The organism is Bacillus sp. SIMBA_031, from assembly GCF_046535225.1.
Lineage (GTDB): Bacteria > Bacillota > Bacilli > Bacillales > Bacillaceae > Bacillus > Bacillus velezensis.
The window spans coordinates 1114665-1129293 of the sequence record NZ_JAWRXC010000001.1 but is presented as its reverse complement, the minus strand read 5'-3'; the positions used below and the strand labels follow the sequence as shown (position 1 = coordinate 1129293).

Genomic DNA, 14629 nt, shown 5'->3' with positions numbered 1-14629 from the left:
ATAATTTGTTAGAAGGAAGGGTGTGCACATAATGAAAGAAGAAAAAAGAAGTTCAACCGGTTTTTTAGTGAAACAAAGAGCTTTTTTAAAGCTTTACATGATTACAATGACAGAGCAGGAACGGCTTTACGGACTGAAGCTTCTCGAGGTGCTGCGTTCGGAATTTAAACCCATCGGTTTTAAGCCGAACCATACCGAGGTGTACCGTTCGCTTCACGAACTTTTGGATGACGGGATTTTAAAGCAAGTAAAAGTGAAAAAAGAGGGAGCCAAACTCCAGGAAGTCGTTCTCTATCAATTTAAAGACTATGAAGCTGCGAAGCTTTACAAAAAACAGCTGAAGACAGAGCTTGACCGCTGCAAAAAGCTGGTTGAAAAAGCCATTTCAGATAATTTTTAAATCCGGCCGGAACGCACCCGGCCTCCCGGCCTCAAAAGGTTTGTAAGGTATGTTCTGTGATTCATTATACATAATAGCAGGCTCGGAACAATACATATCAATAGAACCTTCAAACTTGACATCGACTCTTGAAGTGGTAACATAAAAAACGTGTGAAAAATACGAACAAAATACGAACAAGGGAGATGTTACCGATCTTAGATCAAAAGAAAGTTGCTTTTATCGGAGCAGGATCAATGGCTGAAGGAATGATATCAGGCATGGTCCGCGCAAAAAAAATTCCCAACCAAAACATCTGCGTGACAAACCGCCGCAATACAGAGCGACTCGCTGAATTGGAACATCAATACGGAATTCAGGGCATTGCTTTTGACAGCATGAAAACCGAAGATATTGATGTCTTTATTTTAGCCATGAAGCCGAAGGATGCCGAAATCGCTCTGGCTACGCTGAAACGGCGTATTCAACCTCATCAAATTATCCTGTCTGTTCTGGCAGGCATAACAACCTCATTTATACAACAATCATTACATGATCGTCAGCCTGTTGTAAGAGTGATGCCGAACACATCCAGCATGATCGGCGAATCGGCAACAGCTGCGGCTTTCGGAGACCATGTCTCTTACGGTTCAGCAAAAACCGCGGTATCCCTTTTGGAATGCCTCGGGGAAGTGTACGTGATCAAGGAAGATCAGATGGACATTTTCACCGGCATCGCAGGCAGCGGACCGGCGTACTTTTATTATTTAATGGAGTTTATTGAAAAAGCAGGTGAAGAAGCCGGCTTAGACAAACGGCTGTCCCGCAAAATCGGCGCGCAAACGTTATTGGGCGCAGCTAAAATGCTGATGGAAACGGGTGAAAAACCGGATGTGCTTCGGGAAAACATCACCTCTCCAAACGGCACGACGGAAGCCGGCCTCGATGCGCTCAGGTCAGAAGGCGGCGGAGAAGCCATTGCCAAAGCCATTAAACACGCGACCGAACGTTCTATTGAGATCAGCAAAACAATTGAAAAAACGGCAGCACTATAATCGTTAAAAAACAGGAGTGATACAGTGACGTCTCGGACGAAGATCAAAAGAGTCGCGGTGAAAATCGGCAGCAGCTCACTGACGAGCCTGCACGGGGAAATCAGCAGAAGAAAGCTGGAAGCATTGGTGGATCAAATCGCACAGCTGAAAGACAGCGGCTATGAAGTGATTTTAGTATCTTCCGGCGCAGTGGCGGCAGGTTATCGGAAGCTCGGATTTATTCAGAAACCGGAAAGCCTCCCTGAAAAACAGGCTTCCGCTTCCATCGGGCAGGGATTATTAATGGAGGCTTATTCAAAGCTGTTTTTAGCGCACGGTTATGTCGCATCACAAATTTTAATTACAAGAAGCGACTTTTCCGATGAATACCGCTACCATAATGTGCGCAATACGATGAACGTCCTTTTGGAACGGGGCATTATTCCGATTATTAATGAAAATGACACGGTCACAGTCAATCGGCTGAAATTCGGAGATAATGATACACTCGCAGCGAAGGTGGCAGGTTTAATTGATGCCGACATGCTTGTGATTTTATCAGACATTGACGGTTTATATGATGATAATCCGCGCAGCAACCCGAAAGCGAAAAGAATCAGACATGTAAGTGACATCACTCCGGAAATAGAAGCAAGCGCGGGAGATGCCGGGAGTGAAATGGGAACCGGCGGAATGCGTTCGAAACTGGATGCTTTTAAAATTGTGATGGCCTCCGGTATTAAAGGCTTTCTCGGGCAGGCTAACATTCCGGACATTCTGCTTCAAGCGGTAGATGAGGCGGCTGAAGGAACTTATTTTGAAGCGGAAGGAACCCTGCCGTTAAACCACAAAGAACAATGGCTTGCATTTAATTCCGGCCCCGAAGGCGAAATTGTGATGGAAAAAGAAAGCAGCCGCGAGGTCGCGAACGGAAATATGGAGCTGTCACCGCAGGACATCGAGCAGATTAAGGGCAGATTTAGCAGCGGAGCGGTTGTCAGGCTGCTTGATCAGCAGGGAGAAGAGCTCGGACTCGGCATCGTCAACTATTCCTCAGCCCAGCTGAAGACTTTTAAAGAAACGCCGCCCAAACAGACCGATCAATCAGTCATTGATCCGGAAGCGTTTGTCTGCCACGTTGAACTATCCATTCCGATCGGCTGAGAAAGATCTATAAAAATATGAAAAAGCCCGAGGCTTCGTTTTGAAGCTCGGGTTTGTTTTTTATTGATATTGTTCAAGTTTGGAGAAAAATTGAATGACAAAATGATAGAAATCATTTGCAGACGGAGCCAGTTCCCTTCCTTTTGGTTTAATAATGCCTACGGTACGCTTCACTTGAGGAAATTCAATCGGAATTTTGACCGTGAACCGGGGTGTGGTTTCTGCAAAGGTGCTTTCAGGTAATAAAGTAACTCCCATCCCCGCAGAGACTAGTCCTTTAATGGCATCTAAATCCTCGCCTTCCGTCGATACAAGCGGCGCAAAGCCGGCCTGTCTGCAAGCGTCAATCGCCATGTTACGGAGAATAAACCCTTCAGGAAATAAAACAAATTGGTCGCCGCGCAGATCAATTAAATGAATATTTTTCTGTTTGGCAAGCGGATGGTGCAATGGAACAAGCGCGTAAATCTTTTCCGTGAATAAGATATTGCCTGTTATGTCGGGGAATTCCGTCGGGACGGGGCCGAGCAGCGCCGCATCTATATCCCTGTTTCTTACCGCTTCGATTAAAAACTTATAAGACCCCTGGCGGAGCAAAAACTCAACGTTCGGGTATTCCTCTTTAAATGCCGAAATCACCGTCGGCAAAAGCTGGCTTGCAAGGCTCGTCGGAAATCCTATTTTGACGGTTCCGCGATTCGGATCAAGATATTCATCAATTTGTTCCTTCGCGTAATCAATTGCTTTCATCGCCGTTTTAACATGTTCTAAAAATTGTTTGCCGATCGGCGTTAATTTAATATTTCTGCCTTCCCGTTCAAATAAAGTGACTTTCAGCTCTTCTTCAAGATTTGCAATCTGCCTGCTGATAGCGGATTGTGCGACATGCAGATGATCAGCCGCTTCTGACACATGTTCCCGTTCTGCTACCTCCATAAAATACCGAAGCTGGCGTAATTCCATTGCGTTCACACCTATCTATCTCATTTTGAGATGTATTTGATCTAAATTATATATTGTTTATATTGTTTTGAAAACTTACAATTAATTTAAAGTTGTCAGATTTTATGACCGATAATTAACGGAAACTGATCGGGGGAGAGGAATTATGACTTACAATCAAATGCCGAAAGCACAAGGTCTCTACCGTCCGGAATTTGAGCACGATGCATGCGGAATCGGCTTGTATGCCCATTTAAAAGGGAAACCTTCACATGACATTGTCAAAAAAGGACTGAAGATGCTTTGCCAGCTGGATCACAGAGGAGGACAGGGCAGTGATCCGAATACGGGTGACGGCGCCGGCCTGATGGTTCAGATCCCTGATGCTTTTTTTAAGAAAGAGTGCGGAGAAATGAGACTGCCGGAAAAAGGCCGTTACGGGGTAGGAATGGTCTTTTTCTCGCAAAATGAAGAGGAAAGAAAAAAGATCGAAAAACAGGTGAATGCATTCATTGAGCAGGAAGGACAGATCGTTCTCGGCTGGAGAACCGTCCCTGTAAATGTCGGAAAAATCGGAACAGTGGCACAAAGCACTTGCCCGTATGTGCGTCAAGTATTCATCGGCGCCGCAAACGATTTGAAAGACAGCCTTGCTTTTGAACGCAAACTGTATGTCATCCGGAAGCAGGCGGAAAATTGGGGCGTTCAAGAACAGCTTGATTTTTACTTCGCAAGCTTGTCAAGCCAGACTATTGTTTATAAAGGGTTGTTAACGCCTGAGCAGGTTGACGCTTTTTATTTGGATTTGCAGGATGAAACCTTCGTATCTGCATTTTCACTCGTGCATTCAAGATTCAGCACAAATACCTTTCCTACTTGGGAACGTGCCCATCCGAACCGCTATCTGATTCATAACGGAGAAATCAATACGCTCCGGGGCAACATCAATTGGATGAGAGCGAGGGAGCAGCAGTTTGTTTCAGAAAGCTTCGGAGACGATCTTCACAAAGTGCTGCCGATTTTAAATGCTGAGGGCAGTGACTCATCCATTCTTGATAATGCGTTTGAATTTTTCGTGATGGCAGGACGGAAACCGGCACATACGGCAATGATGCTGATTCCGGAACCATGGACAGAAAACACTCACATGTCTAAAGCGAAACGGGCTTTTTATGAATATCACAGCTCTTTAATGGAGCCGTGGGACGGGCCGACCGCCATTTCGTTTACGGACGGAAAACAAATCGGCGCCATCCTTGACCGTAACGGTCTGCGTCCGGCACGTTACTATGTGACAAAAGATGACCATATTATTTTCTCATCTGAGGTCGGCGTTATTGAAGTAGAGCAGGAGAACATTCTTCATAAAAAACGTCTGGAGCCCGGAAAAATGCTGCTCATTGACTTAGAGGAAGGCCGGATTATTTCAGATGAAGAAGTAAAAACAGAAATCGCCAATGAATTCCCGTATCAAAAATGGCTTGAAGAAGAATTGGTTCAAGTGAATCCTGACCCGGAAATCCGGGAAGAGGAACAATTCGATGATCTTCTCGTCCGTCAAAAAGCGTTTGGCTATACGTATGAAGATATCCAGAAGTATTTAATTCCTGTTATTAAAGAAGGCAAGGACCCGCTCGGCTCTATGGGAAATGATTCGCCGCTCGCCGTTTTATCCGATCGCGCCCAATCACTGTTTCATTACTTTAAACAGCTGTTTGCGCAAGTTACAAACCCGCCGATTGACGCGATCCGCGAGCAGCTTGTGACCTCCACGGTGACATGGCTCGGAGCTGAAGGCGATCTGCTGCATCCGAGTGAAAGAAATGCCCGCCGCATTAAACTGTATACTCCTGTATTATCAAACGAACAGTTTTATGCGCTGAAAACACTTGTGCACCCTGACATTAAGAGCCAGAACATCCGCGCGCTGTTTTCCGATGACCTAGAAAAAGGCCTGAAGGATTTGTTTCAGCAGGCGGAAAAAGCGATCAAGGAAGGCGTATCTCTGTTAATTTTATCTGACAGGGCAATGAGTAAGGAATTGACGCCGATTTCGCCGCTCTTGGCCGTCAGTGCGCTGCATCAGCATTTGATCCGCCAAGGCCTGCGAACAAAAGCAAGCATTATCGTTGAATCCGGGGAAGCGCGTGAAGTTCATCACTTTGCGGCTCTCATCGGGTATGGTGCCGATGCTGTCAATCCGTATTTGACTTACGCTACGTATAAGCAGGAAATCGATGAAGGCCGGCTTGATATTCCGTATGAAGAAGCTGTCAGCAAATACGGAAAGAGCGTAACAGAAGGCGTCGTGAAAGTGATGTCAAAAATGGGGATTTCAACTGTGCAAAGTTACAGGGGCGCCCAAATTTTTGAAGCGGTCGGCATCGGTGAAGACGTTATCGCCAAATACTTTACCGGTACTGCATCTCAGCTTGGCGGAATCGATATCGAAACGATTGCGCAAGAAGCGAAACAGCGCCATCAAGCTGCGTACAAGGATGATTACAGCCAAACTCTTGATCCGGGAAGTGATTTCCAATGGCGGAACGGGGGAGAGCACCACGCTTTCAATCCGAAAACCATCCATACCCTGCAATGGGCGTGCCGCAAGAATGATTACAGCCTGTTTAAGCAGTATTCTCATGCAGCGGATGAAGAACGAATCGGATTTTTACGCAATCTGTTCGCCTTCAAAGAAGACCGCAAGCCTTTAAAATTAGAGGAAGTTGAATCAGCTGCGTCCATCGTGAAACGTTTTAAAACAGGAGCGATGTCATTCGGTTCATTAAGCAAGGAAGCCCATGAGGCTTTAGCGATAGCGATGAACAGGCTTGGCGGAAAAAGCAACAGCGGAGAAGGCGGCGAGGACCCGAAACGTTTCGTTCCGGATGAAAATGGCGACGACAGAAGAAGTGCGATTAAACAGATCGCTTCCGGCCGTTTCGGCGTAAAGAGCCATTATCTCGTCAATGCGGATGAATTGCAGATCAAAATGGCGCAAGGGGCGAAGCCGGGAGAAGGCGGTCAGCTTCCGGGCAACAAAGTATATCCTTGGGTCGCGGATGTCCGCGGTTCTACACCAGGTGTAGGGCTGATCTCACCGCCTCCTCACCATGATATTTATTCCATTGAAGACTTGGCGCAGCTGATTCATGATTTGAAAAATGCAAATCGAAGCGCGCGAATCAGCGTCAAGCTCGTGTCAAAAGCCGGTGTCGGCACGATTGCGGCCGGTGTGGCAAAAGGCACTGCAGATGTCATCGTCATCAGCGGCTACGATGGCGGAACGGGCGCGTCGCCGAAAACAAGTATTAAACATACGGGTCTTCCGTGGGAGCTTGGTCTTGCAGAAGCTCACCAAACGCTGATGCTGAACGGTTTACGGGATCGCGTGGTATTGGAAACGGACGGTAAGCTGATGACAGGCCGAGATGTCGTAATGGCCGCCTTGCTCGGTGCGGAGGAATTCGGCTTTGCTACAGCGCCGCTTGTCGTTCTCGGCTGCGTCATGATGCGCGCCTGCCATTTAGATACATGTCCTGTAGGTGTCGCGACGCAAAACCCGGAGCTCCGCAAAAAATTCATGGGCGACCCTGACCATATCGTAAATTACATGCTGTTTGTCGCAGAAGAAGTGCGTGAATATATGGCGCAGTTAGGCTTTAAGACGCTTGATGAAATGATCGGACGGACAGACGTTCTTCATGTCAGTGAACGTGCGAAAGCGCATTGGAAAGCGGGCCAGCTTGATTTATCCACACTGCTGTACCAGCCTGAAGGCGTACGCACTTTCCGTACGGCGCAAAACCATAAAATCGACGAGTCGCTTGATATGACGGTAATTCTTCCGGCGGTGCAGGCTGCAATTGAAGCCGGTCAGGAAGCGGAAGCTGAAATCAAGATCAATAATACAAATCGCGTAGCCGGAACCGTGACGGGAAGTGAAATTTCTAAACGCTACGGAGCGGAAGGCCTGCCGGATGATACGATCAGACTTCATTTTACCGGATCAGCCGGACAGAGTTTCGGAGCATTTGTTCCTAAGGGGATGACGCTTCATTTGAACGGGGATTCAAATGACTACGTAGGCAAAGGGCTTTCAGGCGGAAAAATCATCGTGAAAGCGCCTGATGACTTCAATTGTGAAACTCACGATAACGTTATTATCGGGAACGTCGCATTTTACGGAGCAACAAGCGGGGAAGCGTACATTAATGGGCGCGCCGGTGAACGTTTTGCAGTCCGTAACAGCGGAGTCAATGTCGTTGTAGAAGGTATCGGAGACCACGGCTGTGAATATATGACAGGAGGCCGGGTTGTCGTCCTCGGCGAAGTCGGCAAAAACTTCGGGGCGGGAATGTCAGGCGGTATCGCATACGTCCTGAGTGATGATGCTAAAGCATTTAAACGCAAATGCAACATGGAAATGATTTTATTTGAAAAGCTGACGGATGAGGCGGAGATCAAAGAAGTGCAAGAAATGGTCAAACGGCATGCGGCGCTGACAAACAGCAAAAAAGCCGCAGCTCTCCTGGACAATTGGGAAAAAGCCGCAGAAACCTTTATCAAAGTCATTCCGAAAAACTATAAACAAATGCTCCTCAGCATCGAAGAACAAAAAGCGGCGGGTTTATCAGAAGAAGACGCAATTATGTATGCTTTTGAAGCCAATACAAAGGTCCTCCAAACGCCTGCCAAAGATCAAAAACAAGCGGTAGTACAGTAAGAAAGGGGAGAGGAACATGGGGAAACCAACTGGATTCATGGAAGAAAAACGAGAAAAACCGGCTGAGCGGGACCCTCTCACTCGCTTAAAGGATTGGAAAGAGTATTCGGCTCCATTTTCAGATGAAGCGTCAAAGCGGCAGGGGGCGCGGTGTATGGATTGCGGCACACCGTTTTGCCAAATCGGCGCTGATATCAACGGTTTTACGTCCGGCTGCCCGATTTATAATCTGATACCGGAGTGGAATGACCTCGTCTATCGGGGGCGCTGGAAAGAAGCCTTGGAGCGTCTTCTGAAAACGAATAACTTTCCTGAATTCACAGGGCGGGTCTGTCCCGCTCCTTGTGAAGGGTCTTGTACGCTGGCCATTTCAGATCCGGCTGTTTCAATTAAAAACATCGAGCGGACGATCATTGATAAAGGGTTTGAAAACGGATGGATTCAGCCGAGAATTCCAGCGAAACGCACAGGTAAAAAAGTCGCTGTCGTCGGTTCAGGCCCGGCAGGTTTGGCAAGCGCTGATCAGCTGAATCAAGCCGGTCATTCCGTAACAGTCTATGAACGTGCCGACAGAGCCGGCGGCCTGCTGATGTACGGCATTCCGAGCATGAAGCTTGAGAAAAATGTCGTCGAACGCCGTATAAAGCTTTTGACGCAGGAAGGTATAGATTTTGTGACAAATACCGAAATCGGCGTTGACATAACAGCAGATGAGCTGAAAGAACAATTTGATGCCGTCATTTTGTGCACAGGCGCCCAAAAGCAGCGCAATCTGCTGATTGAAGGCCGGGAAGCAAAAGGCGTCCATTATGCGATGGACTATTTAACACTGGCGACGAAAAGCTATTTAGATTCCAACTTCAAAGACAAACAATTTATAGACGCTAAAGGGAAAGACGTCATCGTAATCGGCGGAGGAGACACAGGAGCTGATTGCGTGGCAACCGCGCTGCGTCAAAAAGCGCGCAGCGTGCATCAGTTCGGGAAACATCCTAAACTTCCTCAGACGCGCACGAACGACAATATGTGGCCTGAACAGCCGCACGTCTTTACCCTTGAATACGCCTATGAAGAAGCGCAGGCAAAGTTCGGCAAAGACCCGAGAGAATATTCAATTCAGACAACAAAAATGGTGGCCGATAAGCAGGGCCGCTTACAAGAGATTCACACCATTCAAATGGAAAAAGTCAGAAACGAATTCGGAAAGTATGAATTTCATGAACTGCCCGGTACAGAAAAAGTATGGCCTGCTCAGCTGGTGTTCATCGCCATCGGTTTTGAAGGGACAGAACAGCCATTATTGAAACAGTTCGGTGTCGATTCGGCAAATCATAAAATTCAGGCGGCATATGGGGATTATAAAACGAATGTTGACGGTGTTTTCGCCGCAGGGGATGCGAGAAGGGGCCAAAGCCTGATTGTATGGGCGATTAATGAAGGCCGGGAAGCAGCGCGCGAAGTCGACAGTTATTTAATGGGGAGCACTGTTTTACCGTAAATAAAGGGGTTTATTTATAAAACCGGCTGGGATCAGCCGGTTTTTCGTATTGAAATGAAACCTCCTTCTTCCTTTATTGGTCATATAAGGGTAACGTGGAGATAACATATGGATTTTTGTTTTACAGAGTGGAGAGATTGTTTTCTTCCGCAAACTGAGACGATTTGCAAGCCTTGAGCCGTTTATTAAGACGCCTTCAAAAACGTGACGGGCTCTGTGTGTCTGCAGTCGATTTGCGGGCAGATTTTAATTGATGAAGAAAAACATATTGAATTTCAAGCGGAAACGCTTATAAACAAATAAGGAAACGGACGGGTCCGCTCCTCCTTTTTTAGACATCTATACGAAAGCCGATATTGCCGAACTGCCGTCCTTCCCGCATTCTGTTAAAAGCGGCAGCTGCTTCACTGAGAGGGTACATGCGGTCGATAATGGGACGGATGCCGCAGCGGTTTATCAATTCCAGCATATCCGCAAATTCCTCATTGCTTCCCATTGATGTACCGAGAATATGAATCTGCGGAAAAAACAGCGAGCGAATAGGAAATCCGAGCTGATCGCCTGAACTGGCGCCGAATGTTACGATCCGGCCATTCGGTTTAATAATGTCAAGATAGTGTTGAAACAAGGCGGGGCCTACACCGTCAAGTATGATATCTGCTTTTTCGCCATTCAGTGACTCATTCCAATCACCGTAGCTGTCAATCGCCCGGTCTGCACCGTATGACAGTGCGGTTTGTTTTTTATTTTCACTGCGGGAGGTGACGCTGACTGTCGCTCCGATAGCTTTTGCCATTAATAAGGCGTAAGTTGCCACGCCGCTTCCGATGCCCGGAAGGATAAGGTGTTCGCCTTTTTTTAATTGTCCTTTTGTAAATAAGGCGCGATAAGCGGTTAATGCTGATAACGGCAGCACGCCCGCTTCCTCCCAAGTCAGGTGTTCGGGTTTTAAAACGGCGTTTTCCGCAGGAACGATGACATAAGGTGAAAATGTTCCGTCGCTCGGACCGCCTAAAATATCAGGGACGGCTGGTACGTCCTCAACAGTCTTCCAATTCAGCACCGGGTTGATGATGACTTCTGCATGCAGTAAATGAGACCGGACGCCGTGTCCTATTTCGGTTACGATCCCCGCGCCGTCTGAACCGAGAGTAAATTCATGGTTTCCGGTTTCGTGGTTTTTCATTAAAAACAAATCACGATGGTTTAATCCGGCTGTTTTCAGCTTTATTTTTACTTCGCCGTTTCCCGGCCTTTTGTCAGGTGCCTGCCTGAAATCAAAGCCATTTTCGTGTATGATAAGTGCATTCATCATTCTTCTCTCCTTTATGATTGATGAGAAAGATTTTACAGGCTGTGTCAGCTGCAGTAAATAAATGAAAATTGATAGCCGGCTATCAATAAAAATCATAGCAAGAAGGTGCCCTTACATGGAAAGCGGAGACTTAAAGATTTTTCAGGCTGTCGCCCGCAAAGGAAGTATTTCAAAGGCGGCAGAAAGCCTGCATTATGTTCAATCAAATGTGACAAACCGGATTCAGCAGCTGGAACGGCAATTGCAAACACAGCTTTTTTACCGCACAAATCGGGGGATGACGCTGACGCCCGCAGGTGAAAACTTATTGAAAGACGCTGACAGAATCCTTCAATTGCTGCATGAGGCGCAAAAAACGGCGCAAGAGGCAGGCGATCCGAACGGCCCGCTTCGAATCGGTTCTCTTGAAACGGCGGCAGCCGTCCATCTCCCTCAATTTTTCACAGAGTATTACAGCCGTTACCCGAAAGTACAGCTGTCTCTGTCAACGGGTGATACACATACCTTAGTGCAGCGCGTCTTACACTATGAGCTGGACGGCGCTTTTGTTTATGGTCCGGTCGAATACGAAGATCTTGAGCAAGTCGCTGTATTTCAAGAAGAATTGGTCTTGGTTTCAAATAAGCGGGAAGGCAGTTTGCAAGACTTGTTGCGAGATCCGATTCTGTATTTTGCCGCGGGCTGTTCGCACCGCCGCAAAATAAAAAACATACTGAAAGAAGAGGCAGTGCCCGCACATAAAATCATTGAATTCGGTACGTTGGAAGCCATTATTGGGGCGGTGCAGGCGGGGATGGGGGTTTCCTTTCTGCCTGCATCAGCCGTCCGTTATTTTCAAAACAGGAAAAATCTTTTTCTTCATGAGCTTCCTGAACAGTTTCGGGGTATGAATATATCATTCATCTACCGGAGTGATTTATTTTTGACATCGGCGTTTGAAGAACTGCTGAATGGATTAAAAGCATTACCGAACGGATGATGAGAAAACAGGACAGCTGTGTACGCCAATTTTTTTCGTTCTGGTTTTTCTTAAAAAAACTTTCTTTTTCGGAAAATTTATGTATAATAAAAGAAAGTTTTTCAGATAAAGTATCTGCAATGATAAGGACATGAGACATTTTAACCGGCCATACAGAGAGGGAAGGCACGGCTGAGACCTTCCCGGCACGAAGAATGAGCTTACCGCCTTTTGAGCTGTATTGGTGAACGAAAGCAGCCGATACCGTATAGCCGCGTTACGGCAAAAATGAGCCGTCACTTGAAGTGGCGGGAATTTGGGTGGAACCGCGGGTCTGACACACACTCGTCCCTTCTTTTGGGATGAGTGTGTTTTTATGTTTATATAAGAAAAATGGCAATGATAAGGACATGAGACATTTTAACCGGCCATACAGAGAGGGAGGGCGCGGCTGAGACCTTCCCGGCACGAAGAATGAGCTTACCGCCTTTTGAGCTGTATCGGTGAACGAAAGCAGCCGATACCGTATAGCCGCGTTACGGCAAAAATGAGCCGTCACTTGAAGTGGCGGGAATTTGGGTGGAACCGCGGGTCTGACACACACTCGTCCCTTGCTTTGGGATGAGTGTGTTTTTTATTTTATTAAAAATAAAGGAGAGATCAGACCGTGAAGAAGCCACACATTGTGATTACTTTTCCTGATGGAAAACAAAAAAAATACCGGAAAGGCGTTACGTTAGAAGAGATCGCTCAATCAATCAGTCCGAGTCTGAAAAAGACGTCTGCCGCCGGAAAGGTAAACGGATCGTTATATGCCCTTAGAAGAAGCATTCATAAGGATGCGGCGATTGAACTGTGCAGTTTTCAGTCTGAAGCGGGACTGGAAGTGATGAGACACACAGCAGCACACGTATTGGCGCAAGCGGTAAAACGTCTGTATCCGAAGGTTTGTTTAGGGCTCGGACCCGTTATTGACAATGGCTTTTATTATGATTTTGATATGGATGAAACAATTACTGAAAAAGACCTGGCCGTCATTGAAAAAGAGATGAACCGAATCATTTCGGAAAATCCGGAAATTATCAGAGAAGAAATCTCCAGAGAAGAGGCAGAGCAGCTGTTTGCTCATGAACCGCTGAAGCTTGAGCTCTTAGCGGGTATTTCGCAGACTGATACAATCAGTATATACCGCCAGAGCGAATTCATTGATTTATGCCGGGGTCCGCACTTGGCGTCTGCCGGACAGATAAAAGCTTTTTCGCTCACTCATGTATCAGGGTCTTATTGGCGCGGCGACAGCAACCAAAAAATGCTCCAGCGCATCTATGGAAAAGCATTTTCCTCAGAAAAGGAGCTGAACAGACATTTTCAGGTGTTGAAAGAGGCGGAGATGAGAAATCATCGGAAATTGGGAGCGGAGTTACAACTTTTTATGTTTTCGGAAGAAGCGCCGGGTATGCCTTTTTATCTGCCGAACGGTCAGTTTATCCGAAACACGCTTGAATCATTTCTGCGTTCAAAGCAGGATGACTATCATTATCAGGAAGTGCGCACCCCTATGATGATGAACCAGCGTCTTTGGGAGCAATCCGGCCACTGGGATCATTATAAAGCGAATATGTATTTCTCAGAAGCTGATCATCAGCGCTTCGCGTTAAAGCCGATGAACTGCCCCGGCCACATGCTCATATTTAAAGAAAAGCTTCGTTCTTATCGTGATCTTCCGATTCGGATGGCTGAGTTCGGTCAGGTGCACCGTCACGAATTCAGCGGGGCGCTTAATGGCCTGCTCCGCGTCAGATCTTTTTGCCAGGATGACGCACACATTTTTGTAACGCAGGATCAGATCGAGAGTGAGATCGCTTCGGCGCTGCAGCTGATTCACGAGGTGTACACCGCATTTGGTTTTTCCTATGATATTGAGCTGTCAACAAGACCGGAAGATTACATGGGAAGCGAACACTTGTGGGACAGGGCTGAGAGCGCATTAGAAAAAGTATTAAAAGAACAGGGATATCGTTTTCGGTTTAATCGGGGAGATGGTGCATTTTATGGACCGAAAATTGATATTCATATAAAAGATGCGCTGAACCGGAGCCATCAATGCGCCACTGTCCAACTGGATTTTCAAATGCCGGAGAAATTTGATTTAACATATATTGATGAAAAAAACCAAAAAGTCCGTCCTGTTGTCATTCACCGGGCGGTATTCGGATCTCTCGATAGATTTCTCGGAATCATTACAGAACATTTCGGGGGAGCGTTCCCTTTATGGCTTGCACCGGTACAGGCAAAAATCATCCCAGTATCAAACACTGCACACCGGGACTGCGCAGAACAGGTGCACCTGCAAATGAAGAAAGCGGGTATCCGGGCTGAGCTCGATCAGCGCGATGAAAAACTCGGCTATAAAATCAGAGAAGCACAAATGAAAAAAATACCGTATATTGCGGTTGTGGGGGATCAAGAGTGCCGCCATCAATCTGTACATGTACGGCAATACGGGCGGGAAGACACATTTGAAGAGAATGTGAGTGATTTTATTTCCCGGATCATAAGAGAGGCAAAACAAAAAATAGAGATTTAATAAAAACAACATTGACATATCGTAAA

At 46.7% G+C, this 14629-nt stretch carries 9 protein-coding genes and 1 other annotated feature; of the genes, 7 read left to right on the top strand and 2 right to left on the bottom strand.

Annotated elements, in window-relative coordinates:
- Positions 1-31: 31 nt before the first annotated feature.
- The 3 genes from rtp to proB all read left to right on the top strand — a co-directional run bounded on the left by rtp (position 32) and on the right by proB (position 2577).
- A complete protein-coding gene (rtp, locus tag SB724_RS05010; protein ID WP_410570316.1) occupies positions 32-400 on the top strand; it encodes a replication termination protein in 369 nt (122 codons plus the stop codon).
- A gap of 185 nt (positions 401-585) precedes the next feature.
- On the top strand, positions 586-1434 hold the full coding sequence (proC, locus tag SB724_RS05005) for a pyrroline-5-carboxylate reductase (RefSeq protein WP_014418088.1): 849 nt from the start codon (positions 586-588) through the stop codon (positions 1432-1434).
- Positions 1435-1458: 24 nt separating this feature from the next.
- Positions 1459-2577: a glutamate 5-kinase gene (gene proB, locus SB724_RS05000; protein WP_410570314.1), complete on the top strand. Its 1119-nt coding sequence runs from the start codon at positions 1459-1461 to the stop codon at positions 2575-2577.
- A gap of 60 nt (positions 2578-2637) precedes the next feature.
- Here the strand turns inward: proB and gltC are convergent, their stop codons facing one another.
- Entirely contained in the window at positions 2638-3540 is a 903-nt protein-coding gene (gene gltC / locus SB724_RS04995; RefSeq protein ID WP_003153836.1) for a glutamate biosynthesis transcriptional regulator GltC, read from the bottom strand.
- Between the two features lie 145 nt (positions 3541-3685).
- Between gltC and gltB the strand changes: the two genes are divergently transcribed.
- Positions 3686-8245 (top strand): glutamate synthase large subunit, encoded by a 4560-nt coding sequence (gltB, locus tag SB724_RS04990; protein WP_410570312.1) that lies wholly within the window; start codon positions 3686-3688, stop codon positions 8243-8245.
- A gap of 16 nt (positions 8246-8261) precedes the next feature.
- Complete coding sequence (gltD, locus tag SB724_RS04985; protein ID WP_003153838.1) at positions 8262-9743, top strand: glutamate synthase small subunit; 1482 nt, start codon at positions 8262-8264, stop codon at positions 9741-9743.
- Positions 9744-10074: 331 nt separating this feature from the next.
- Here the strand turns inward: gltD and SB724_RS04980 are convergent, their stop codons facing one another.
- On the bottom strand, positions 10075-11055 hold the full coding sequence (locus SB724_RS04980) for a zinc-binding dehydrogenase (protein WP_105937639.1): 981 nt from the start codon (positions 11053-11055) through the stop codon (positions 10075-10077).
- A 118-nt stretch (positions 11056-11173) separates the two neighbouring features.
- Here SB724_RS04980 and SB724_RS04975 point away from each other — a divergent pair, with 118 nt between their 5' ends.
- Positions 11174-12037: a LysR family transcriptional regulator gene (locus SB724_RS04975; RefSeq protein ID WP_410570309.1), complete on the top strand. Its 864-nt coding sequence runs from the start codon at positions 11174-11176 to the stop codon at positions 12035-12037.
- Between the two features lie 369 nt (positions 12038-12406).
- Positions 12407-12631, top strand: a binding site (T-box leader).
- A gap of 52 nt (positions 12632-12683) precedes the next feature.
- Positions 12684-14603, top strand: a complete 1920-nt coding sequence (gene thrS / locus SB724_RS04970; RefSeq protein WP_410570307.1) for a threonine--tRNA ligase — start codon at positions 12684-12686, stop codon at positions 14601-14603.
- Positions 14604-14629: the final 26 nt, after the last annotated feature.

Coding starts and splice junctions, on each gene's coding strand:
- gltD (WP_003153838.1), top strand. CDS start 8,262: ATGGGGAAACCAACTGGATTCATGGAAGAAAAACGAGAAAAACCGGCT.
- SB724_RS04980 (WP_105937639.1), bottom strand. CDS start 11,055: ATGAATGCACTTATCATACACGAAAATGGCTTTGATTTCAGGCAGGCA.
- SB724_RS04975 (WP_410570309.1), top strand. CDS start 11,174: ATGGAAAGCGGAGACTTAAAGATTTTTCAGGCTGTCGCCCGCAAAGGA.
- proC (WP_014418088.1), top strand. CDS start 586: ATGTTACCGATCTTAGATCAAAAGAAAGTTGCTTTTATCGGAGCAGGA.
- gltC (WP_003153836.1), bottom strand. CDS start 3,540: ATGGAATTACGCCAGCTTCGGTATTTTATGGAGGTAGCAGAACGGGAA.
- gltB (WP_410570312.1), top strand. CDS start 3,686: ATGACTTACAATCAAATGCCGAAAGCACAAGGTCTCTACCGTCCGGAA.
- rtp (WP_410570316.1), top strand. CDS start 32: ATGAAAGAAGAAAAAAGAAGTTCAACCGGTTTTTTAGTGAAACAAAGA.